This is a genomic window from Eremococcus coleocola ACS-139-V-Col8, assembly GCF_000183205.1.
GTDB classification, from domain to species: domain Bacteria; phylum Bacillota; class Bacilli; order Lactobacillales; family Aerococcaceae; genus Eremococcus; species Eremococcus coleocola.
This window is the reverse complement of sequence record NZ_AENN01000017.1, coordinates 157,827-181,038: the sequence shown is the minus strand read 5'-3', so window position 1 is coordinate 181,038 and position 23,212 is coordinate 157,827. Positions and strand designations below refer to the sequence as shown.

General features: G+C 40.2%; 26 protein-coding genes. 15 read left to right on the top strand and 11 right to left on the bottom strand.

Features of this window, described 5'->3' with window-relative positions; translation table 11 throughout:
• Positions 1–139 precede the first annotated feature (139 nt).
• Both HMPREF9257_RS07610 and HMPREF9257_RS07605 read right to left on the bottom strand, forming a co-directional pair.
• Positions 140–1,534 (bottom strand): HD domain-containing protein, encoded by a 1,395-nt coding sequence (locus HMPREF9257_RS07610; RefSeq protein WP_006418870.1) that lies wholly within the window; start codon positions 1,532–1,534, stop codon positions 140–142.
• Positions 1,535–1,552: 18 nt separating this feature from the next.
• Positions 1,553–2,404 (bottom strand): lipoate--protein ligase family protein, encoded by an 852-nt coding sequence (locus HMPREF9257_RS07605; RefSeq protein ID WP_006418835.1) that lies wholly within the window; start codon positions 2,402–2,404, stop codon positions 1,553–1,555.
• A 103-nt stretch (positions 2,405–2,507) separates the two neighbouring features.
• Here HMPREF9257_RS07605 and HMPREF9257_RS07600 point away from each other — a divergent pair, with 103 nt between their 5' ends.
• The 5 genes from HMPREF9257_RS07600 (at position 2,508) to trkA (ending at position 7,824) form a co-directional block, all read left to right on the top strand.
• Entirely contained in the window at positions 2,508–2,924 is a 417-nt protein-coding gene (locus HMPREF9257_RS07600) for a YwiB family protein (RefSeq protein WP_006418775.1), read from the top strand.
• A 40-nt stretch (positions 2,925–2,964) separates the two neighbouring features.
• Entirely contained in the window at positions 2,965–3,648 is a 684-nt protein-coding gene (gene rpoE, locus HMPREF9257_RS07595) for a DNA-directed RNA polymerase subunit delta (RefSeq protein ID WP_006418838.1), read from the top strand.
• 315 nt (positions 3,649–3,963) lie between these two features.
• Positions 3,964–4,821 carry a class II fructose-1,6-bisphosphate aldolase gene (gene fba, locus HMPREF9257_RS07590; RefSeq protein WP_006418899.1) on the top strand — a complete coding sequence of 286 codons (858 nt, stop codon included), beginning with the start codon at positions 3,964–3,966 and terminating at the stop codon, positions 4,819–4,821.
• A gap of 182 nt (positions 4,822–5,003) precedes the next feature.
• Complete coding sequence (locus HMPREF9257_RS07585; protein ID WP_006418818.1) at positions 5,004–6,452, top strand: TrkH family potassium uptake protein; 1,449 nt, start codon at positions 5,004–5,006, stop codon at positions 6,450–6,452.
• Positions 6,453–6,462: 10 nt separating this feature from the next.
• Entirely contained in the window at positions 6,463–7,824 is a 1,362-nt protein-coding gene (trkA, locus tag HMPREF9257_RS07580) for a Trk system potassium transporter TrkA (protein WP_006418771.1), read from the top strand.
• 90 nt (positions 7,825–7,914) lie between these two features.
• Here trkA and HMPREF9257_RS07575 read toward each other — a convergent pair whose 3' ends face one another.
• Positions 7,915–8,463 carry a hypothetical protein gene (locus HMPREF9257_RS07575; protein WP_006418968.1) on the bottom strand — a complete coding sequence of 183 codons (549 nt, stop codon included), beginning with the start codon at positions 8,461–8,463 and terminating at the stop codon, positions 7,915–7,917.
• A 135-nt stretch (positions 8,464–8,598) separates the two neighbouring features.
• Between HMPREF9257_RS07575 and HMPREF9257_RS07570 the strand changes: the two genes are divergently transcribed.
• The 5 genes from HMPREF9257_RS07570 (at position 8,599) to HMPREF9257_RS07550 (ending at position 11,764) form a co-directional block, all read left to right on the top strand.
• The gene (locus HMPREF9257_RS07570; RefSeq protein ID WP_006418836.1) at positions 8,599–9,402 is read left to right on the top strand and encodes a hypothetical protein; all 804 of its coding nucleotides are present in this window, start codon (positions 8,599–8,601) and stop codon (positions 9,400–9,402) included.
• Between the two features lie 20 nt (positions 9,403–9,422).
• The gene (locus HMPREF9257_RS07565) at positions 9,423–10,679 is read left to right on the top strand and encodes a UDP-N-acetylglucosamine 1-carboxyvinyltransferase (RefSeq protein ID WP_006418728.1); all 1,257 of its coding nucleotides are present in this window, start codon (positions 9,423–9,425) and stop codon (positions 10,677–10,679) included.
• A 29-nt stretch (positions 10,680–10,708) separates the two neighbouring features.
• Entirely contained in the window at positions 10,709–11,167 is a 459-nt protein-coding gene (locus HMPREF9257_RS07560; RefSeq protein WP_006418941.1) for an aminoacyl-tRNA deacylase, read from the top strand.
• Between the two features lie 11 nt (positions 11,168–11,178).
• On the top strand, positions 11,179–11,403 hold the full coding sequence (locus HMPREF9257_RS07555; protein WP_006418847.1) for a YdbC family protein: 225 nt from the start codon (positions 11,179–11,181) through the stop codon (positions 11,401–11,403).
• Between the two features lie 106 nt (positions 11,404–11,509).
• A complete protein-coding gene (locus HMPREF9257_RS07550; RefSeq protein ID WP_006418782.1) occupies positions 11,510–11,764 on the top strand; it encodes a type B 50S ribosomal protein L31 in 255 nt (84 codons plus the stop codon).
• A 228-nt stretch (positions 11,765–11,992) separates the two neighbouring features.
• On the opposite strand, the gene HMPREF9257_RS09545 is transcribed toward HMPREF9257_RS07550, so the two are convergent.
• A complete protein-coding gene (locus HMPREF9257_RS09545; protein ID WP_006418859.1) occupies positions 11,993–12,118 on the bottom strand; it encodes a hypothetical protein in 126 nt (41 codons plus the stop codon).
• 62 nt (positions 12,119–12,180) lie between these two features.
• Here HMPREF9257_RS09545 and HMPREF9257_RS07545 point away from each other — a divergent pair, with 62 nt between their 5' ends.
• The 3 genes from HMPREF9257_RS07545 to HMPREF9257_RS07535 all read left to right on the top strand — a co-directional run bounded on the left by HMPREF9257_RS07545 (position 12,181) and on the right by HMPREF9257_RS07535 (position 14,832).
• The gene (locus tag HMPREF9257_RS07545) at positions 12,181–12,825 is read left to right on the top strand and encodes a M20 metallopeptidase family protein (RefSeq protein ID WP_050782839.1); all 645 of its coding nucleotides are present in this window, start codon (positions 12,181–12,183) and stop codon (positions 12,823–12,825) included.
• A gap of 36 nt (positions 12,826–12,861) precedes the next feature.
• Positions 12,862–13,572 carry a B3/B4 domain-containing protein gene (locus HMPREF9257_RS07540; RefSeq protein ID WP_006418909.1) on the top strand — a complete coding sequence of 237 codons (711 nt, stop codon included), beginning with the start codon at positions 12,862–12,864 and terminating at the stop codon, positions 13,570–13,572.
• 288 nt (positions 13,573–13,860) lie between these two features.
• A complete protein-coding gene (locus HMPREF9257_RS07535) occupies positions 13,861–14,832 on the top strand; it encodes an NAD(P)H-dependent flavin oxidoreductase (RefSeq protein ID WP_006418963.1) in 972 nt (323 codons plus the stop codon).
• A gap of 359 nt (positions 14,833–15,191) precedes the next feature.
• On the opposite strand, the gene HMPREF9257_RS07530 is transcribed toward HMPREF9257_RS07535, so the two are convergent.
• The 6 genes from HMPREF9257_RS07530 to HMPREF9257_RS07505 form a co-directional block, all read right to left on the bottom strand.
• Complete coding sequence (locus tag HMPREF9257_RS07530) at positions 15,192–16,022, bottom strand: DUF7973 family transport facilitator (protein ID WP_006418973.1); 831 nt, start codon at positions 16,020–16,022, stop codon at positions 15,192–15,194.
• Positions 16,023–16,238: 216 nt separating this feature from the next.
• Positions 16,239–16,802: an ATP-binding cassette domain-containing protein gene (locus tag HMPREF9257_RS09455; protein ID WP_425358107.1), complete on the bottom strand. Its 564-nt coding sequence runs from the start codon at positions 16,800–16,802 to the stop codon at positions 16,239–16,241.
• 182 nt (positions 16,803–16,984) lie between these two features.
• A complete protein-coding gene (locus tag HMPREF9257_RS07520; RefSeq protein ID WP_006418798.1) occupies positions 16,985–18,253 on the bottom strand; it encodes an MFS transporter in 1,269 nt (422 codons plus the stop codon).
• 84 nt (positions 18,254–18,337) lie between these two features.
• Complete coding sequence (gene pyrE / locus HMPREF9257_RS07515; protein WP_006418960.1) at positions 18,338–18,973, bottom strand: orotate phosphoribosyltransferase; 636 nt, start codon at positions 18,971–18,973, stop codon at positions 18,338–18,340.
• 3 nt (positions 18,974–18,976) lie between these two features.
• Positions 18,977–19,720 carry an orotidine-5'-phosphate decarboxylase gene (gene pyrF, locus HMPREF9257_RS07510; RefSeq protein ID WP_006418918.1) on the bottom strand — a complete coding sequence of 248 codons (744 nt, stop codon included), beginning with the start codon at positions 19,718–19,720 and terminating at the stop codon, positions 18,977–18,979.
• Positions 19,721–19,908: 188 nt separating this feature from the next.
• Positions 19,909–20,466: an ECF transporter S component gene (locus HMPREF9257_RS07505; RefSeq protein ID WP_006418725.1), complete on the bottom strand. Its 558-nt coding sequence runs from the start codon at positions 20,464–20,466 to the stop codon at positions 19,909–19,911.
• 158 nt (positions 20,467–20,624) lie between these two features.
• On the opposite strand from HMPREF9257_RS07505, the gene HMPREF9257_RS07500 reads away from it, so the two are divergent.
• Together HMPREF9257_RS07500 and HMPREF9257_RS08850 are read left to right on the top strand one after the other, a co-directional pair.
• A complete protein-coding gene (locus HMPREF9257_RS07500; protein WP_006418965.1) occupies positions 20,625–21,068 on the top strand; it encodes a GatB/YqeY domain-containing protein in 444 nt (147 codons plus the stop codon).
• Between the two features lie 24 nt (positions 21,069–21,092).
• Entirely contained in the window at positions 21,093–22,463 is a 1,371-nt protein-coding gene (locus HMPREF9257_RS08850) for a polysaccharide deacetylase family protein (RefSeq protein WP_006418913.1), read from the top strand.
• Between the two features lie 109 nt (positions 22,464–22,572).
• Here HMPREF9257_RS08850 and HMPREF9257_RS07490 read toward each other — a convergent pair whose 3' ends face one another.
• On the bottom strand, positions 22,573–23,208 hold the full coding sequence (locus tag HMPREF9257_RS07490) for an NUDIX hydrolase (RefSeq protein ID WP_006418950.1): 636 nt from the start codon (positions 23,206–23,208) through the stop codon (positions 22,573–22,575).
• Between the last annotated feature and the right edge of the window lie 4 nt (positions 23,209–23,212).

The following is a 23,212-nucleotide window of genomic DNA, read 5'->3' as shown; positions in this document are numbered from 1 at the left end:
TTAAGTGTAAAGCACTTACCTTAATTTCTATCTAATAAGAAACTTGATAAAAAATAGTGACTCTCAAAACTTGGACATTTTTCCAAGATTTGAGGGTCACTTTTTATTTGTTCTAGGTACTGATTTAAACAGTTTAGTTCTAGAATAGTCGTTGTTGAATATGGTAAGTTACATCGTTACTTTCTTCCAAGTGAGCTTGGAGGATTTTGGCTTGGTTAGCATCATGGCTGGCTGGGTCGGCAGCTTGAATGGCATGCAAGACTTCACGTGGGAAGTAGAGCCGGTAATCGCCCCGTTCCCGTCCAGCGAGTGATTTAACAATGGCAGAAACCTGGGAAAGTTCGACCACTTGGTTATTCTTGGTGATTAATTCAATTGGTGACTTTTGGCTATTGGTCTTATAGGGTTGGAAATAATCATATGGTAGGTCATAGGATGAATTTTCACCTAAGTAATATTCTGGGTCATAGCCTTTGGCCACGAGTTCTTTTTGCAAGGCAGTCATGAGTTCATCCCGGTCTTCTTGACTCACTAAGAGTGACTTAAAAGGATGTCGGTTGAGAAAACGATAGGCTAAATCTTTTAAGATTGGATCGTTTTCTTCTAACCATTGGGTAAAATAAGCAGACATGAGATGATCATCTAATTTAAGATAATCATCCAGGGTCCATGTGTCATTAAGGAATGGTACCAAGAAATTAATCGAGAATTTCATTTGGTCAGCCTTGTGGCTGTAACAATATTTGGCTCGTTGGAAAAGATTTTGTAATATCTCTTCCATTCCGCGGGAAACGGGGTGGAAGTAAACTTGCATATACATTTGATAGCGGGAAACAATATAATCTTCCACCGCATGCATGCCCGAGAAGTCAAAAATAATCTTGTTATCATAGGGACGGATGACCCGTAAAATCCGAGTTAAATCATACTGTCCATAAGAAACACCGGCATAATAAGCATCCCTGAGTAAATAATCCATTCGGTCAGCATCAATCTGACTCGAAATCAGTTGAACCACTTGTTGATTGGCATAAGTTTTGTTGATTACCTGGGCTACTTTTAAAGGGAGGTCAGGGTCAAAGCTGGCTAGAATTTGGTTAACTTCAGTGGTAGGGGAAGTGATGATTTCTTGGGTTATGGCTTCATGATTGGTGTTAAAGATACCCTCAAAGGTATGAGAAAATGGTCCATGACCAATGTCATGGAGTAGGGCTGCACAGAGGGCGACCATTCGTTCAGAGTCATCCCAAAGCCCATCACCAGGTTCTTGGGTAGGATAGTTGCGCACAAAATTATTAATAATCCGACGGGTTAGTTCATATACTCCTAAAGAGTGGTTAAAGCGGGTATGTTCGGCACCATGGAAGGTATAAGAGGAAGTGCCTAATTGTTTAATCCGGCGGAGGCGTTGAAATTCCCGACTATTAATGAGGTCTAAAATAATGCTGTCACGAACATGAACATAATCATGAACCGGGTCACGGAAGACTTTTTCACGGCTTAATTCATTCTTAGTTTTTTGGATGTGATCCATAGCATACTCCTTTACTGGTTAACCGAGTTGATTGCGTTTAAGGGCTTGTTGGTAACGGTATTGATAGATTTCTTCAAGGCTGGGATGATTAAAGTTTCCCGTTGTTAAATTAACTTTACTTTGAAAAACTTGGTCTAGCCAAGCGGTATATTGGGCTAGGCTGATGTCTAGTCCCAGAACTTGGCTAAGACTGGTCATACTATTGAGATTGACTTGGGGATAAGAAAGGTCAGCCTGGCTACGGGCATAAAACTCTTTAATATCAAGACTGCGTTGGTCTTGGTTGCCCCCAATAGAGATATAGGCCGCGACGGTGGTACCTGAGCGGAAGCGACGTTGGGCAATTCCTCCGATTTTTTGGCCAGCGACCACGATATCGAATTTACCAGGACAGTAGGAGTCGACAATTTCATAGGCTTCGATTTTAATGTGAGCATAGCCTTGTAAGTTTAATGAAACTTGGACTAGGTCAATCATCAGTTGATAAGCATTGTCAATGGTTAAATCAATATAATCTTTATCTAAAACCATGGCAATATTGAGGACTTGTGGGTCATTCACCACTGCTAGTCCGCCATGAGGCCGAACAACGACGCGGTAACCCAAAGACTCAAGATAATTAATACCTGCCTGAAGCTGAGGGAGACGGGTATCTTTACCACCTAGGAGGACGGCTTTTTGGTTATAAGGATAGTAGTGTAGAATGGCTTGAGGCTGGTTTGACTGAGCCTGGTTGATTTGGGGGAGGTAACGGATAAAGGCATCTTGATAGGCTAGACCACTATTAGGGTCGTCCTTTTCCGGATTATCAAAATCATGGAATCTTTGCCATTCAAAAAGTTTGATTGTTTTAAAAAAATTAAGTGCCATTCTAGGCCTCCTCATTTTCTTTTGCCCTAACTTAGGGTATGATTGAATTATAGCAAATATTTGATAGTAATATTAGTCTAAATCAGGGCTGGGAGAAGATTTTATGCAGAAAAAACAAATTGCCATTCTGGTACAACAAGATATTCGTTATGCTGAACAAGCGGGTGGTGACCATTTTCAACATCAAACCCAGGCAGATTATTATCAATTGTCAACCTATTCTAAGTTAAGCTATCAAGATATAAATGGCTTAACGGTCCATTTAAAATGGCAAGATAAGGCAGACAAGAATTATAGCTTGGAGATGAGACAGACTCAAGGACGGATGGTCTTTGATCCAAGTGAAAAAAAACGGGTGACCTATATGTCTCCAGCCGGTGCCCTAGGGTTAGAAATCCAAACCGACCATTTGCAAATAGTGGAGGTGGCCGATAAAATTCAGGTAGTCTTAAAGTATCGGATATATAATCAGGGACATTTAATAGGAAATTATGACTATCAATTGATTTATCAAGGATAAATAGGTAATATATAAGGGTATGTAAGGAAGGAAGTGCAAGATGGAATTGCAAGCGTTTAAAGGTGAAAACTTGAATGAATTATCCATGGTGGAAGTAGCTTATGCAATCTTAGAGGAAACTAGTGATGTTCATGAATTTACCAATTTACTCATTAAAATCCAAGATTATTTAAACTTATCTGAAAGTGAATTAGAAGAAAAAATGGCTCGGTTCTATACCGATTTAAATATTGATGGTCGTTTTATCTCTCTAGGAGAAAATCGTTGGGGCTTACGAGCTTGGTATGCGATTGATGCGATTGACGAAGAAATTGTCAATTCATTAGATGATGAAGATTTACCACGTCACCGTCGTCGTAAGAATAAGAGCAAGTTGAATGCCTTCTCTGATGATGAAGATATGATTGATTATAATGATGATGATCCTGAAGATGTGGATGATATTTATGATCAAATCGATGAAGATGAAGTCTATGAAACCAATGACGATGATGAAGAAGATGAAGCAGATGAGATTAGTGATAATTTAACAATTGTTGCTGATGAAGACCTTGAAGATGAAGATACTGAGTTAGGTGCCTATGCATCTGATTTAGATGAGCTCGGTACTGATAATGAAGAGATCGATGATGACTTTGTAGCTGAAACGGATGAAGACTTCGATGACGAGTATGATGAAGAAGACGAAGAAGAGTACGTAGATAAAGAAGTGGAAGAAGATTAATTTATTCTTTAGCTTCCATTGATAAAAATAAACTTATAAAGTCAGGTTATTGGTATAATAACTTGGCTTTTTTAGTGGTTAAATTTGATCTAAATACTTGAAATAAATTTTTTTGCTAACATGGACATTTTGTGTCCAGATATAAAAAGAGATCCTCTATTTTTAATCAATTTGAAAGATTGAATAAGTCTAATATAGTAGAACTTATTAATATAAAATAAAGATTAGTTTTCAATGGGTTTTTCTAGCTATCTTATAAGGTTTAAGCTATAATAAGAAATGTAGTAAGAAAAAATTTTAAGGGGGACTTTATCAATGAGTCGTTTAGTAAGTATGACGGAAATGTTAAATAAAGCCAAAGAAAATGGATATGCAGTCGGTCAATTCAATATTAATAACCTTGAATGGACACAAGCTGTCCTAACAGCTGCCCAAGAAAACAATTCACCAATTATTTTGGGTGTATCTGAAGGTGCTGGTAAATACATGGGCGGACCTAAAGTGGTCGCAGCGATGGTTAATGCTTTATTAGAAACAATGAATATTACTGTGCCAGTTGCTTTACACTTAGATCATGGTTCTTCTGTTGAAAGTGCTAAAGAATATATTGATGCAGGTTTCTCATCTGTTATGTTTGACCACTCTCACTTCCCAATTGATGAAAACGTCGAAATGACCAAAGAAATTGTTGAATATGCTCATTCTAAAGGCGTTTCTGTGGAAGCTGAAGTTGGTACTGTTGGCGGTGTGGAAGATGGCGTAACGGGTGGTGTAAACTATGCTGACCCTCAAGAATGTTTACGTATGGTTAAAGAAGGTGGCGTTGACTGTCTAGCTGCTGCCTTAGGTTCAGTTCATGGTAACTACGTTGGTGAACCTGTTTTAGGTTTTGATGAAATGTCAGAAATTTCTGAATTAACAGGTGCTCCATTAGTATTACACGGTGGATCTGGTATTCCTGAATATCAAATTAAAGAAGCTATTAAACGTGGTCATGCTAAAATCAATGTGAATACTGAATTACAACAACAATGGACAAAAGCAGTGCGTGAAAAATTAAATAACGATGCTGATGTTTATGATCCACGTAAAATTATCAAACCAGGTTTTGATGCGATTGTTGCTAAAACTAAAGAAACCATGGATATCTTTGGTTCTTCAAATAAAGCTTAATAGCTTTAGTAATTATTAAATGATAGGGAAGGAACTAGTCTTAGTCGACTAGTTTCCTTGCCTATTTTTTTGTTATTTTTAAAATTTTAGGAGTAAAAGTTAATTTATGGCTAAGAGTTTACAAAGTTAAATATCATGGTACACTAGAATCATTATGAAAATGTCATAGATAAGGAGTAACTATGAATAAACGGTTAGTATTTAGTTTTTTAGGAAATATTGCCTATTTAGAAGCAGGCTTGTTAGTTTTCCCAATCATTGTAGGCTTAATTTATCGTGAAAGCTTGGCAAGTTTATCCGCCTATGTTTGGGTGCAAGCAATCCTTATTCTGCTTGGCTTTGCTCTTAGAAAACTTAGTCCGGATCAGGCTATATATACTTTTGTAGATGGTCTAGCCATTACTTCACTTGCTTGGCTTTTTCTTTCTTTTTTTGGGGGCTTACCCCTTTATATCTCAGGTCAAATTCCTTCTTTAGTCGATGCTGTTTTTGAAATGGCTTCTGGCTTTACGACCACAGGAGCTAGTATATTAATTAATGTTGAAGCTTTAAGTCAATCTGCCTTGTTTTGGCGTTCATTCTCCCATTTGGTGGGGGGGATGGGTCTCTTAGTCTTTGCTTTTGCCTTCGTACCGCAAAAAGGTCAGGGTACGGTTAATATCATGCGGGCGGAAGTACCGGGACCAAAATTCGGTAAATTAGTTGCTAAGAATGAAAATTATGCCTTTATGCTTTATAAGATTTATTTAATAATGACGGCTGTTTTAGTCTTAATTTTAATGCTGACAGGAATGTCTTTATTTGACTCCTTAATTTATGCTTTTGGGGCTGCAGGGACCGGTGGTTTTGCTAACAAAGCGGAATCCGTGGCCTACTTTCATAATCCGGCAGCTGAGTATGTCCTATCGATTGCTATGATTCTGTTTGGTTTTAACTTTAACCTTTATTATTTTATGATGCTGGGTCGAATCAAGGATATTTTTGAAAATGAAGAATTAAGATTATTTCTCTTAATTATAGGATTGGCCATAATCGGAATTATGATTAGCTTATCGGGTTCTTATGATAGCTTGGAAGTATTATTCAGAGATACCTTGTTTACAGTCTCTACAATTATTTCTACTACTGGTTATGCTACTGTGGATTTTGCCTTATGGCCACTCTTCACCCATGTGATTCTATTGATTTTAATGTTTTCCGGGGGTATGGCTGGTTCGACGGCAGGCGGGTTAAAAGTCTCACGTTTATTGATTTATGGCAAAACTATAATTAGAGAATTACGCTTGAATTTACAACCGCGTCGGGTCTTACCCATCACGATTGATGGGGAGATTCTTGCGGAATCTTATGTTAAACAAACATTCTTTTATTTCGGCTTATATGGTTTAATATTCATTATCGGCGTCCTTGTTGTTTCAGTTTCCCAAGGTCCTTTCCTGACCGCCTTCTCAGCAGTTTCGGCGACCTTGAATAATATAGGGCCGGGCATGGGTGTGGTCGGACCGACAGGTTCTTATGCTGGTTTTACTGTGATTAGTAAAATTGTACTCACTTTCTTAATGATTATTGGGCGTTTGGAAATATACCCTGTGCTAATTTTGTTTAATTATAAAGTCTGGGCCAAAGGATAAGGAGTGAACCATGAAAATTGTAATCTGTGGTGGTGGCCAGGTCGGCGCTGCGATTTGTGAGTCTTTATGGCAAGTGGCCAATATTGTTTTGATTGACCAAGATGATACGGTGGTCGAAGACTTGTATTCAACCTATGATATACAAGGCATCGTAGGTTCGGGCACTTCCTTACGGGCTATGCATGAAACTGGCATGGATACCGCTGACTTGTTTATTGCGGTGACCTCTTCTGACGAAACCAATATTATATCAGCCATGATGGCCGAAAAATTTGGGGTACCACATGTCTTTTGTCGAGTGCGGAACCCTGAATATTTAGAGGATGTTAAATTTATGCAGTCAGCCATTGGTATTTCAGAAATGATTAACCCTGAGATGGATGCGGCTAAATTAATTGATCAAATTATAACTTATCCTACTGCTAATAGTATTGAGAGTTTTGCTAAGGGCAATATTCAATTAGTTGGTCTAACCGTTAAAGAGAAAAGTGTGATTCAAGGCCAAACTTTAAATGAGTTCAATAGTAGCTTCAAACACGCTATGTTGGTTTGTATGGTGAAACGCGATAATCAAATTATCATTCCGGATGGATCTTTTCGAATTCAAAGTGGGGATGAAATCCATGTGACGGCAGCCCGCAAAGATTTAAAAGACCTATATAATACCCTTAAATTTAATAAGAAAACCGCTTCAAGCGTCCTTATCATCGGGGGCGGGCAATTAACTTATTTCTTATTGGAACAATTAAGTAAACGGAAGAAAGCAATAAAAGTTATTGAAAATGATTTAGAAAATTGTCAACGGCTCGCTTTGGCTTTCCCAAAGGTAGAGGTGATTCACGCTGATAATACTGACCAAAAAGTCTTAGATGCCGAAGGAATCGACCGTTATGATGCCGTAGTCTCCATTAATCAGAACGACGAAGAAAATATGATTGTTTCTCTTTATGCTAAGTCACGTCAAGTTCCTAAGGTTATTACTAAAATTGATCGACCATACTTACTTAAGCCTCTATCCTACTTAGGATTGGACACCATTATCACACCTAAACAATTGGTGGCCGACCGGATTATTCGCTTAACCCGATCCTTAAAAGCGACTCAAAATTCATCGGTGGTCAACTTGTATAAATTAGTAGATGAAGATCAACACGTTGAGGCCATGGAGTTTGAGGTCTTGCAAGAGGCTGAGATTACGCGAGCTCGATTAATGGATTTAGATCTCTTGGATAATACTTTAATTATGGGGATTTATCGCCAAGGAAAAATAATTATCCCTTCAGGACTTGATCAAATCCAAGTAGGCGATCATGTCACAATTATTACGGAGCATCAAAATATTTCTGATATAAATCAGTTAATTAAAAAATAAAGCAAAAGAGCGGATCTACTTGTTGAAAATCAGCGATTTTCAGGTAGTAGGTCCGCTTTTATCTATATTATTTAGTGTTTATAGTTAAAGTTAATACTTTTTCTTAGGGTGACGGTCAATAACGTCGGGGTTACTGTCTAAGGCTGTTTGGCCTTTTTCTGTGAGAGCTAAGCCACGAACGGTAAATTCTTGATCAAGCTCTGCCTCTGTGATTTCTGCTTGTAAGAGCTGATCAAGTTGGTCACGTTTTAATTTAGAATACCCTTTAATGCCATGTTTTTTTAGTATATTCTTAACTTCAGCAGCAGTGATGTGGTCTAATGACTGGAAGGGGCTTTCGATATAGGCGTAGCCTTGGTCAAGCAAATTCTGTAAATGACTAGGAGCATCGATCCCATAATCATATTCAAAGTATTTAGGAAACCAAGATTTATTGGTAAAAGTACCAAAGGCAATTCGCCAGAGTAAAATAAGGTCGCCGGGTAAAAGGCCGTCAGGAGTCGTTTCCATATTGCGTTTAGGAACCAGTTTGGCCTTACCGATTTTTAGGTCCTTGAGCCAAGTATTGAGGTCCCTCTGGGGATTAATATAAGGGATTTGCGGATAATTTTGATAGATTTTTTTAATTTCCGGATGCATTAAATCACACTTTCTAAAAAATAGTTGAGAATGACAGGGAAAACTTGCTAAAATAGGCGGTAGGTTCATCCACTCGAATTCAAGTCTTAATTATAGTATCATAGATATTACTAAGATACAGTTGAGGTGACCAGATTGGGACATATAAAAGAAGAAAATTTAGGACTCTTAGACTATTTATTAGACCAGCATGACTATGCAATGCTAGTTAAACTCTTGCAAAAAGAAGGAGCCCCCGCTAGCTTACAAGCTTTTGCCCGCTTAGGCCAGGCCTTGGTCCAAGGCAACCTACCAGTCATTGATAAACTTGCCCAGGAACTAGACCAAGACCAACTCTTACGCCCTGAGGCATTAGAACAAGCGACTTATGCGGCTTACCGTGCTTTACAGATTCAATTGAAACGACAAGAATATGGCGATTATTTCCGTGCCTTAACCCCAATTTTGGTTAATATTTTTCGTTTAATTTTTGAAAAACGAGTTATGCCACAATTAGATCAGTTCATTGAACCTATCAAGAAAGAGGATATCGATGGTCGCCACCTATACCGAGGTTTGCAGTGGAAACAGAGTCGGGTAGAAGCTTCTGATAATATCGTTAATCAAACTTTTCATAGATATTATGGTGACCATTTTAACTATGACCAATATCTTTCCTCAAGTCATCTGCTAAAACTAATCACCGACCATAGCCAAGATAAGGATCTTGTTGCTAAGGCCACCCGGATGCGGGCGGTGGAAAAATATGTACGTAACTTATCAGCCCATGAAGTTGTATTTGTGGATCAAGCTTGGGTTAAAGAACGTGGTCAATTATCGCTTGAGGAAATTAATCATTTGTTAGGTGAGTTAATGACCCTAGCCGATTTAAAAGACCAAGATCAATTAAATGCTTTATCAAAGATTAATAAAGAAATTAAGCAAGGCCTAGGGGTCTAAATAAAGATAGGAGAAATTATATGCAAAAATTACGTATCCGTGGTGGTAAGAAATTACAAGGGGAAGTAACAATTAATGGCGCTAAGAACTCTACGGTTGCTTTAATTCCCGCTGCTGTTCTTGCCGATTCTGAGGTAGTGCTTGAAGGCGTACCAGATATACAAGATGTGTATTCTTTGCTTGATATCTTAAATGATTTCAATGTAAAAACAGAATTTAACGATGGTACCTTAAAAATTGATCCGACCCACATGGTTTCAATTCCAATGCCAACGGGTAAGATTCAATCACTTCGTGCTTCTTATTATTTCATGGGAGCGACTTTAAGTAAGTTTGGTCATGGTGTGATTGGCTTACCGGGAGGTTGTTTCCTTGGCCCACGTCCAATTGACCAACATTTAAAAGCCTTCCGTATGTTAGGCGCTGACGTGACTGAAGAATATGGGGTAGTAACGCTTAAATCAGACCAAGGCTTAAAAGGGGGTCGGATTTATATGGATGTGGTTTCAGTGGGGGCCACCATTAATGCAATCCTAGGATCAGTTTGTGCCAAGGGTAAAACAGTCATTGAAAATGCCGCCCGTGAACCGGAGATTATTGATGTAGTGACCCTCTTAAATAAGATGGGCGCTAAAATCAAAGGGGCAGGGACCAATGTGATTCGGATTGAAGGGGTTGACCAATTACATGGGACCAACCATACGATTATTCCAGACCGGATTGAAGCCGGCACCTATATTACTGCGGCTGTGGCCATGGGCCGGGGAGTTAAGGTAAATAATGTCTTATATGAACACATTGAATCCTATATTGCTAAATTAGATGAAATGGGCGCTAAATTGGAAATTGGGGAAGATTATGTTTTTGTTCATCCCCAAGATACTTTAACCATGCCAACCATCAAGACCCTACCTTATCCAGGTTTTGCGACAGACTTACAGCAACCAATTACCCCGCTCTTACTGTTAGCAGAAGGTCGAGGTTCTATCACTGATACAATTTATCCGCAACGAGTCAAACATATCCCTGAATTAAATCGGATGGGGGCTAATATTAAAGTGGATGGTGATATTATTCGCTTAGAAGGTCCATGTAAATTATCAGGTGCCCCAGTTGAAGCTTCTGATTTACGAGCCGGTGCTTGTTTAGTGATTGCTGGTTTAATTGCTGAGGGTGAAACCACAATTTCAGGTGTGACCAATATCCTCCGCGGCTATGCTAATATTGTTAGCAAGCTCCAAGCACTCGGAGCGGATATTGAGATGATTGAAGATTAGCCTTGAATAGTCAGTAAAGAAGGAAAAGAATGTCTAAAAAACATAAAACTAATGTGATGCGGGTCTTAGATCAACATAAGATTGATTATGAACCTATTGAATGGGATTCAGAAACTATTAAGAAAGACCATGCTCAGCCTGATGTTTTTAAAACCTTGGTGACGGTTGGCAAAAGTGGTCAGAATTATGTTTTTGTGGTGCCGGTCGACCATGAATTGGATTTAAAAAAGGCGGCTAAGGCTGTATCAGAAAAAAATATACAAATGATTAAAGAAAAAGAACTTCTCCCCTTAACCGGGTATGTCCATGGCGGCTGTTCACCGATTGGTATGAAAAAATTACTCACGACGGTTTTTGATCAATCGGCCTTAGAATTTGAGACCATTAAGTTTTCGGGTGGCCGTCGAGGTTTTTCAGTCCAGGTGGCGCCCCGGGCAATTGAACAAGTAATTCCGGTGACTTTCCAAGATTTAAAAACTCAGGACTAGGAGGTAGAATTATGGCAGATTTTAGCTTTGAAATTGAAGAGCATTATGGTCAATTATCAACCAATGCCAAGGGTTGGGCCAAGGAACTCACTAAGGTGGCTTGGAATGGCCGTCCAGCTAAGTATGATATTCGTGACTGGGACCCAGATTATGAAAAAATGGGCAAAGGCCTTACTTTTACTCATGAAGAACTTAAGATCCTACGGGATTGCTTGAATAAAATGGATTTAGACTAAAAATCTTTTGCATTCTTTAAACATTCGTGGTATCATCATTGTGTTGCACATTGCGCAGAATAACTGTGAGCTAGCAAATAGCTTACGGCAGAAAGGAAGTATTAGTATGAAACAAGGAATTCATCCAGACTATCATCCAGTTGTCTTCATGGATACAACAACCGGTTTTAAATTCTTATCTGGTTCAACCAAATCTTCTCAAGAAACAGTTGAATGGGAAGACGGTAATTCATATCCATTAATTCGGATGGAAATCACTTCTGATTCACATCCATTCTATACTGGACGTCAAAAATTCACGCAAGCCGATGGCCGTGTGGACCGTTTCAACAAAAAATACGGTTTCACCAACAAGGACTAAGCTTAAAGAAGTTAAAGAAAAAGGGACTGGGCTTTTTTGCCCAGTCCCGCTTTTTCATTTTAAAATTATAATAATACAACGCAGTAGTTGACTGGATGGAAGCAGCGTCGCAATGCGACTTGTTCCGTTCTAGTCAACTGTGGAGAGCGGGCAGACGAAGCGAAAATCACAGATTTTCTACTTCTTGCCCGCTCCCTTTTTTTGGTTAGAATTCCAATTAATTTAGGTTTAACCTGCAATACTGATGACAATTGGAGCTAAAATACCTGCTAGGATAACTGAGGCAATAGAGACGGTGACAAAACCAGCAATCAGCATTTTTGGAGCAATTTCATGAAGGAGTGGATCATGCATTTGGTATGCATATTTAGTATCTTATTCCTACAGGTAAGGTGGCAGTCAACCTAGGACCCTTCATGACCGCCGCAGATGTTTTCAAAATTACTTTTATTGGTAAAGGCGCCCATGCTTTTGAACCGCAAGCAGGCGTTGATTCAGTCGTCATGGCCGGACAATTTATTAGCAATGCGCAGAGTATTGTGTCACGGGCCGTGGATCCGCAACAACCAGCCGTTTTAACCATTGGTAAGGTGAATACAGTGGATGGGTGTTTTAATGTGGTCTGCGAGGAAACGGTCTTGGAAGGGACCGTCCGGACTTTCCATAATGAAGCCCTTGATAAGATGGAAGCGGCCGTAGCGGCTTATACTGACCATATTGCCGCCATGCATGGGGGGCAAGTTGAAGTTGACTATACCCGCTTACTGGATGCGGTCCACAACCAAGCTCAAGGATCTGAATTATTAGGTCAAGTGGTGACCGATCTTTATGGCGCAGATACCCTTTATCCAAGCAAGCCTATTATGGCCTCTGAAGACTTTGGCTATTATTCGCAAGCAGGCAATGGCTTATTTGCTGTAGTAGGCTGTGGGAATGCTGCTAAAGCGACTAATTATTCTCACCATAATGCCCGCTTTGATATTGATGAAGATGGTTTAGATTATGGTGCGACCCTATATGCGACCTATGTCTTAGCTTACCTAAATCAAGCTAAATTTTAGAAAATTTGTTATTATTAAATAAAGGAGTGTGATAGTTTGAAACAATTTATCGTTAACCCATCTTATTGGGACCTATTTCCAGATGCAGTGATTAACATTCTAGTCTTAGAAGGTATTGACAATCATTACCAAGGTAACGAAGCTGAATATGAAGCCCTTCTGAAAGAAGGTGGAAAAGCAGCCCAAGCCCATTTAACCGAAGATACCTTCTCACAAAACCCAGCCGTTGCTATTTGGCGGGAAGCCTTTAAAACCTTTAAAACCAAAAAAGGAGCGCGGTCTTCAATTGAAGCCCTCTTAAAACGGATTAGCCAAGGGCATGAATTCTCACCTATTATTCCCTTAGTCGATATCTATAACTATGCTTCCCTTAAATATGGCGTGCCAGTGGGCGGTGAAGATATTGATAAAATGGCGGGTGATATCCATTTGGGTACAGCCCAAGGCGGCGAAGCCTTTTTACCTCTCGGTTCTGAGGAAGATGCCCCAGCCTTGGAAGGTGAAGTGATTTATTATGATAGTGAAGGCGCCATCTGTCGGTGCTTGAACTGGCGCGAAGCGCAACGGACCATGTTGACGGAAGATACGACCAATGCGTTTATCATTGTAGACAATGCTTCAAGCCAACAGGCTGAAGCAGCCGGTCAGGCAATTGCCGAGATTCAAGCCTTGGCTGAGAAACTATTAGGGGTTAAGGGTAAAATTCAGACCTTAACCAAAGAAAATCCCCAAGCAGATTTAATGTAAAAATAAAAGAAGTCTATAAGTATGACTTATAGACTTCTTTTTTTATTTTAATTTCGTTCATGTGAAAATTAAATAAAAATAACACTTACAAGCAGCTATTTGAATGATTTTATTAATAATGATTTGTGAAAAAATATAAAACATTATAACTTTACCTTATAGTCACTCTGTCTTTTTGTTATTTTATTTCTATCCTGTTTCTTGATAAAGTATATTTATAAATGATATCGCTTACATTAGAGGTATCTTTATCTTGCTTAAGTTATCAAAAGATTAGGAGGGAATTGTATGAAAACAAAGTTAACTGAAATGTTGGGGATCAAATATCCTCTAATTCAAGGGTCGATGCAGTATATGTCTTTAGCTGAATTAGCCTCTGAAGTATCTAATGCCGGTGGTCTCGGCTTAGTTCCTTCGATGGCCTTCCCCAATGTAGATGCCTTACGAGCGGAAGTTCGTAAAATGAAGTCTTTAACGGATAAGCCTTTCGGCTTTAATATATCTCTAGTTCCGGAAGTAGTCATTCCTCAGATGATTTTTGATTATATCAATGTCTTGATTGAAGAAGTGCCGGTCATCGAGACGTCCGGACAACGTCCGGGTAACTTTATAAAACCGATTAAGGAAGCGGGCATCCCAATCATCCATAAAGTTACCTCAATTAAGCATGCCTTAGCAGCCCAAGCGGACGGGGCAGATATTGTCACAGTAATCGGGACTGAAGGGGCGGGCCACCCTGGTTTAGACCAAGTACCTGGTTCTATTCTCTGGGCTAAGGCGGCTGAAGAATTAGAAGTTCCTGTTTTAGCTGCTGGTGGGATTGTCGATGGTAAATCCATGTATGCTGCCATGTCCTTAGGCGTTGATGGCATCCTAATGGCTTCGCGTTTTTTAGCTTCCGATGAAGTCAAAGCACCCCGTTCTTTCAAAGAAAAATTGATTACCTTACCTGAAACATCCACCGTGTTAACCATGAAATCCTTAAGGAATGCCATGCGGGTGGTTCATAACAAGCAAGCCCAACGGATCCTGGATGCGGAGGCTGCCGGCGCGACTTTAGAAGACTTGATGCCTTTAATTTCAGGCAAGGCGTCAAACATTGCTTTAATGGAAGAGCGGTATGACGATGCCCAGATGACGGTTGGTCAAGGTGTAGGTCGGATTCGGGAGATCAAACCAGCCCGGGAGATTGTGGCTGAAGTCATGGCTGATTTCTATGCAACTCATGATTATATGAAGGATTTAGTAGGTAAAGATTAGTCTCTGTTGAGAGGTACTATTACCGAGTTAGCAACTTTGTATCTTATTCGACTACTAGTCGATATTGTTAAAATAAATTTAAAAAGCAGGACTGGGCAAAGAAATCCCAGTCCTGCTAATTTAAATTAAAATTTATACGATACAAGGCAGTAGTTGACTGGATGAAAACCGCGTTGTGAAGCAACTTGTTCCATTCTAGTCAACCTTGCGGGGGCGGGGAATCAAAGTAGCTGAGTTCACTGGTTCAATCAGCTACTGGAGCACTTGGAGCGAAGTGACTTAGTGCTCCAGTAAGCGAAAATCACAGATTTTCTACTTCTTGCCCGCTCCCACTTTTAATTTTCTATTTGAAGTAAAGGCTAGAAGAAAGTATTTAAGACAAAGGTTAGTAAGGCAATAGCATAACCCGGTGGGTCGATATGAGTTTTGGTATTAGTGTTCAAACCACGTGCGACTAGTTCAAAGACCGCCCAAGCAACCACCCCAAAGATAATCGCAATCGCATAGTTATTAAAGTGAGCCATAGCTAAACCAGCCAATAAACCAACATGGTGACCTACTGGGAAGTCAGCTCCAAAGATGGTAAAGAAGAATAGGAAGGCACCAAAACCAAAGCCAAAGAATGGTACGTTGGTCACAGAGGTCACATAAGCAATGACGGCAGCATAAGCAGCAGACCAAAGAATTCCAAAGATAATTTCTTTACCAGAAATAGCTAAACGACTTTGACCATTTTCAACAGGGCTTAATAGACTTTGCTTACCAAAGACAAGACGAGTAATAATTGAACCGACTACGATACCGACAGCACCCCCATCGGCTTGGATGCCCAGAACATTAGTAATTAGATAAGCAGATAGGTAACCGATGACTGCAAAACAACCACCGACTAGAAGCGCCATTGGTTCTTGAACGCCAAAAGGTGCACGGTCAATATCAGTTCCTTTGAAACCGCCAATTTCTTTGCTACCTAGGTAGGCAGTTGCAGCTACTGCACCGGTAAAGGCAATATGGGGACCAAAGAAGTAACCAAAAGCTACATCATTGAGGAAGGCATCAGATCCGGTTGCCACCATGATGGCAGAACCAACGAGAACAAAGAAACCACAGAGCCCGATGGCCGGGATGGCACCAATGGCAGCCCCGAAGACGCCACCAAAGAATGCAAGAATAAGAGATAATAAGTCCATAATTTCACTCCTTAAAAAATTATAATAACCTAAGCTTATTATAGAGGAATGCCCTTAATTAAACCACTAATACTTACTTATATTATCCTTAAGCTTTGGTCATACATTTACCTACCCATTTTGACTTGATTCAGCGTGGGTAAATCATGGTTAAGCAAAAATCCAGGCCCAGCTATAAGCTGTTGCCTGGATTTCTGTCTAAGCGAAGGGGATTGCTTAGAGTGGGTTAGGAAGGTATTTCGCTTGAAATTTAGGTTCTAACCAAACAGAGTGGGTTGGGCTTAATTTAACCTCTTGCTCCATCTCATAATCAAAGCCAGAATCCCGGTAGTTATAGTGGTAGACCTCGCGTTTCCGTTCCAAAATTGGGTTAGGATGAGGTACTGCTGATAAGAGGGATTTAGTATAAGGGTGGATAGGATTGTTGAAAATTTCTTCCGTTGTCCCAGTTTCTAATAAATGGCCAAAGTGGAGGACGCCAATCCGGTCGGAAATATACTTGACCATGGCTAGGTCATGGGCAATAAATAAGTAAGAAAGGCCGGTTTCTTTTTGGATATCTTTCATTAAGTTAACGATTTGAGCCTGAATGGAAACATCCAGAGCTGAGATGGATTCATCGGCAATAATCAATTTAGGATTCATAATGAGGGCCCGGGCAATCCCGACCCGTTGTCGTTGGCCCCCAGAGAATTGGTGGGGGAAGCGGTTAGCAAATTCGCGGGACAAGCCGACCCGTTCTAAAATATCTAAAGCGGCTTGTTCACGGGCTTCTTTAATTATTAGAGGGAGTTTTGAGGCAATTGACCGATAATAAAATAAAAAAATGGGGTAAGCGATTTTTGGATGACAAAAATCCTTACCCCATTCCTTTAATCGAGGTATGGTGGGTGCTTAAAATTTACAAATATTCGAATCGAAGATTTCTTAATTCAAGAATGAGTTATTACCTGTCTTAATAGTTAGGCAATTTTTTCAAGAAGGGGAAAGTCAGACTTTGGGGCAACTTGATCTAGTTCAGGATTCATAGTCTGATAATTTGTTTTCTTAAGATTTGAAATGGACATCATCGCCACAAAACTAAGAATATAGAGTGAGGCAATGAAGAGCATGACTTGAGGTACACCCGCAATTTCAAGGATGTGACCAATGATGACGGAAGAAAAGCCTCCTACAGCTCGACCAACGTTTAAGATAACATTATTAGCGGTCGTGCGAACTTTATAGGCATAGAGGCGAGAAATAATGGCGCCATAACCTGCAAACATTCCGTTGACGAAGAAGCCCATAATCGCACCTCCGATGAGGAGGGTGGCATAGTTGTTAACAAAAGTAAAAGCATAGACAGAAATCATGGAGCAAATTAGGTAAGTCCCGTAGGTTAAACGTGGTCCAAATTTATCTAGGACTTGGCCGAAGGTTAACATACCCAGACACATTCCTAAAATCGTTGTGACCATCCAGATTGATTTATCAGCAGCAATATTAAGCGAATTTTGAACCATAGTGGGTAACCAGTTCATCATGCCAAAGTAACCGGCGATTTGGACAGTGGTCATCACCATTAGGGCTAAGGTTTGGCGGCTCAATTTTCCAGTGGCAAAGAGGTCTGAGATTTTACCTTTTTGACTGGCGTCGATATGGTGGCTATGTTCTGCCTTAAGGGTATCGGCATCCACCGCAAAGTGCATCCAAACTACGAAGAGGAGTGGGAATAATCCGAAGAGGAAGAGGCCACGCCAGCCAAACATTGGGGCAATCAGTGCGGCAAGGACAGCAGATGAGATAGAACCAATTTGTCCTACAATCCCATTTAGAGAGGAAACCCGGCCCATTTTTTCAGCGGGGACAATATCAGCCATAATGGCAATAGCTACACCGTACTCACCGCCGACCCCAATCCCAGCAATAAAGCGCATGAGATATAAGTAGAAAAGAGATGGGGTAAAGAAGATGAGGCCAGTTGCGACTGCAAAGATAATAATGGTCCATTTGAACACTTTAAATTTATTATATTTATCGGCTAAGACTCCAAAGACAAGGCCTCCGAGTAACATACCAAAGTTAGTAATAGTGGCAATCCAACCAGCTTGGCTACCAGAGAGATTGAGTTGACTAATAATAGAAGCCATTGTGAAAGAGAGAAACATCACATTGAGGTCATCCATGCCGGATGCTACAATGGCGGCGATAAGGGCGTGACGATTATTCTTGCTGAGTTTCTTATACATAATTATTCTCCTTTTAATGGAAGATCTCGCCTTCCTTTATTAAAACTGAGGGACTTGGTGTTAAGAGCGACGGACAACTAATTACTATGAATGAACCTTAGTCCAGGCTAAGGGATCTTGGTGCCAGGCAGTCAGGGTTGCTTTTGCATGGGCCAAGTCAGGATTCTGGGTAGCTTGATCAACCAAGGCTAGGTAGTTGCTTAGGGTATGGTAATCATAACCTGCTTGGGTAAATGCTGTTTTGCTAGAGTCTAATTGATAGTCAAAGATAGCTAAGCAGCCTAGAACCTTTCCGCCAGCGGCTTGAACGACATCAGCGGCAGCGATAACAGACCCACCGGTTGAAATCAAATCCTCAATCATGACGACCTTTTGGCCAGGCTTAAGTGGACCTTCAATGGTATTTTGTTTACCATGACCTTTGGCTGAAGCCCGGACATAAATCATAGGTAGATTTAATTGATGGGCGATAATCGCAGCGTGAGGAATTCCAGCGGTGGCTGTACCTGCAATGACGTCTGCATCTGGATAGTGGGTTTGGATAAGTTGGATGAAGCTCTCTTCAATTTGATTTCTTTCCTGGGGATAACCGATTAAAAGCCGGTTATCACAATATATTGGCGCTTTTAGTCCACTTGTCCAAGTATAAGGTTGGTCAGGACTTAGGGAGACTGCTTGGCGGTCTAAAAGAATCTGGGCAATTTCTTGGGGAGATAACATAACTTAGACTTCCTCTCTTCTTTCTTTAAGCCCAGCTTGCCAATCGGTTTTAATCGTTTGATAAGCTAGATAAGGATCTGGCGCTTGAATAATTGGACGCCCGACTACAATATAGTTAGACCCTCTTTGGGCAGCTGCCTTAGGCGTCATAATGCGCACTTGGTCTTCATGGTCTGACTGAAAACCTTGGGGGCGGATGCCAGGAGTTACAGTTAGAAAGCTAGGGCCGGTAGCTGCTTTGATTAAAGCAGCTTCTTGGGCAGAACAAACGACTCCGTCCAAGCCAGCTCCTTGACTTAATTGGGCCAGGTGTTTGATAGCATCTTCTAAGGGAGTATTAACCAAGAGTTCTTGACTTAACATGGTTTGATCAGTAGAAGTTAGATGGGTTACGGCCACTAAAAGTGGGGCTCGGTCTGCCTTTTGGCAACCTGCGAGCAGCCCTTCTTTAGCCGCTTCTAACATTCGGGACCCACCTGAAGCATGGACGGTTACCATTGAGACTTGGAGTTGGCTGAGTTGTTTCATGGCTCGATACACGGTATGAGGGATATCGTGTAACTTTAAGTCTAGAAAAATTTCATGTCCTTGGGCTTGGATTTCTGAAATCCACTGAGGCCCATAGTGGTAAAACATCTCCATCCCGATTTTAAGGTTAAGCTTTTGTTGATTGAAGAACTTTAAAAACTCACGGGCTTGGTCTTGGTGGTCAAAGTCGAGGGCAATGATTGGCTCCTGTGTATTCATGACAACTCCTTTCAAAGAAAAAGGTCCAGTTCTGTGAACTGGACCTGAAAATGGCTATTTAAAATAGTCTTAGACTATGTCATAGTCTAAGCTTGGCACATTCTTGGGTGTTTCACAGAACACAATTAAAGAATCAATATTTAACTTGTATACATTGTAGTGATAAAGAAAGGGAAAGTCAATGAAAATTATTGGCCCACAGGGTGGAAACGTTGGATAATTTGTTTCATTGGATAATAGAGAAGCGGTACGAGAATAGCAGTCACTAAGGCAGTGAATAAAGATGCGGGTAGGCCACTTAAAGCCGCGGCCATGGCTGCGGGGAAGGCGGCTCCAAGAATTAATTGTCTAACTAAATACTTAATAAAGATAATAATCACTTTACTGGCTCCCGCCACAATGCCTAAGGTGACTAAAGCCATAAACTTATCTTGGTAGTTAAAAATAGACCGATAAATCATTTCAACTATTAGAATAACCAGTAAATTTTCAATCACAGTAAAGACTGCGGATGAGGCATAACCATTGAGGACATCAAATAAGAATAGACCTACTCCTGCGGCCATCATCCCCCGCTGATAGCCCATCAGTAAGGCGGCTAGAACAACCAAGGCATTGCCAGGATGGACAAAAGTATTGGCAATGGCTGAAGGCATGGGCACCCGAATGAAAGTAATGGCAATAATAATTAGGGAAGCATACATACCAGCTTCAAGAACTTTAAATAGTTTATTGTTATTTTGCAATGAAATAACCTCCTATAAAATACTTATTGAGATTGTAACACAGATTGCTAGCATGAGGGTGTTAATTTGATTACATTCTTAAGTATTTTTGCTTAAAATAAGGCATCATGCTAGAATAATGAAGAAATAGAAAACAGAGAGAAGAGATGGAAGTAATTATGACCCTTACAGAACAAATTAACCAAGACATCAAAACGGCTATGAAGGCTAAGGATAAAGAAACCTTAAAAGTCATCCGGATGCTAAAAGCAGCCTTGCAAAAAGAAGCCATTGACCAAGCGGGTGACCTGACAGCTGACCAAGAATTAACCATTATTAATCGTGAAATGAAACAAAGACGGGATGCTATGGCTGAGTTTGCTGCAGCTAATCGCCAAGATTTAGTCGCTGACCTGGAACAAGAAATTGCTATTGTTGAAAAATACCTACCAACCCAATTATCTGAAGCTGAAGTCAAAGCTAAATTAGAAGAAATTATTGCTGCAACTGGTGCCAATTCAGCAAAAGATTTCGGTAAGGTCATGGGTCAAGCAATGGCCCAAATGAAAGGGCAAGTGGATGGGAATGTTGTTAATAAACTTGTAAAAGAATTATTGGCCTAAGACAAGGCTAGAAGGAAAGATAGTATGCAAACAAACAAGCGAATTAATGGAATTATTATAGGATTAGCGGGTCTGATTCTTTTGATTCTGGTAGGGTTAGTTTTTTATATGTTCCAGGGGACGACCTCCGCTAGCCAGGCTGCTCAAGCACAAGCGGCAGTGGATAGCTTATTTACAGACGAAAGTCATAATTATTTGAATCCTGAGTATAGTAAAGAAAAATTAGCCACGACTCAGAAACAAATTAAAAAAGTAGGTTTTCTCGATCGGTCAAACTATCAAAGTCAAGTTCAACAAGCAGAAAAACTCTATCAAGGCCTCAGTGACCTTGACCAAGTCTTTGAAGGTAACCAAATAAAAGACCGGGGGGTAGCGATTCCTAAATTAGCAGATTTAGCGGTCAAGGTCGGGGTCGATCAAGCCTTACTTGAGCAACAAAGTCAAAACCTTGAAGGGATTGCCCAAACGGGTACAGGCCAAGATTTAAAAAGTTTATACCAAGATGTGACGAATTTAATTGATGCTAAAGCAGGGGTCATGGAACAGGTTAAAGCCTTGCCGGAAATTAATGATGATTTTGATAGTCTAAGTCAAGCGGCTCAAGCAGTGGCTAATTTTTCAGATACTTACGCTAATTACTTAAAGCAGGGGCTTTACAAAGATGTTCAAGACCAATTAAATCAATATGGGCAAAAAGTTGGTCAAATGATAGTGGAATACCCAACTGCACTCGACCAAAATCCTAATCTCTTGGACTTATTAAAAAATACCCCCAGCTTAGCTTTGGGATTGAAAGATAGCCAATATGAAAAACATCTGCAAGTGTCACTTACCTTTGATGATGGCCCTAATGATGAATTTACACCGCAATTATTGGATGTGATGAATAAATATGGGGTGAAGGGAACTTTCTTCTTAATGGGAGCTTATGTCGATGAATATCCTGAGATGACCAAACGAATTGTGGATGAAGGTCATTATCTAGGTAATCATACCTATAATCATTTTGACCTCCATGATCTGACTGATGAAGAAGTTAAAACTCAGTTTGAATGGACTAATATGGCCATTGAAGAAGCGACGGGAACCCGGCCGAAAATGTACCGGATGCCGTTTGGCGGTGGCGGTGAACGGGTGTATAATTTAATGGCTGATTCAGGAATGGAGTCTATCCTCTGGAATTTAGACTCACTTGATTGGAAGACACAGGACCGTGACATGATTGTTGAAGAAGTGATGAATGATTTGCAAGAGCATTCACTCATACTTATGCATGATACCAACCAAGCCACGGTTGATGCGATTGATATCTTAATTCCTAAACTACAAGAAATGGGTTATGAATTTGTTAGTCCTCTAGATATTGATTTTGAATTGCGTTATTTCCCAGAGTAGGCTTGTATGTAATTATAAATAGTAAAAAGATAAGTACCACCAGAAAGTGCCTGGTGGTACTTATTTTTTTATAATTTGAAAGTTTAACTTAGAAAGCTTAGGCCAAAGACTACATATCAAAGTCAAAGAAATGCTGGTCCCTAAGAATATGGATGAAACGAGAGGTTAGGTTAGCAGTCAATCCCCATAAGATTTCGTTAGGTAGTCGATAGAAGAGAATATTGTGATGAGGTTCCCGCCACCGGTAATTACGGCCATGGGTGATTAATTCATAAGGGAAGTCCTCGCCAATCTGAGTATCATAAGTGACCGAATAGGAAATTGGTTCATTTTTGGCCAGAAAGTTTAAAGGTACGGTAAAGAGACGTTCCACTTCTTCATTATAATCTATATCTGCCAGGCTAATATCTTTAAGCAAGCCAACAAAACATCGCATAATGGCCCATTCGGTGACGTTATAGTCTATTTCACCAAAAAATTCAATCTGTTGACTGGGGATGCGTAACTCTTCAAAAGTTTCACGGATGGCTGCTTCTTGAAAACTTTCACCAGGATCGACCGCACCACCAGGAAAAGAGGTGTCTCCTCCTTGAGAGATGTGGGCCGCCCTAACTTCGTAAAGGATATGCAATTGCCCATCAATTTCAATGAGTGGAATTAATACGGCATAATGTTTTTGTTGGCCATAAGGTTCGGGTTGATAATTCTCAACAATTTGTTTAATACGGGCAAATGATTGTGTCATTGAG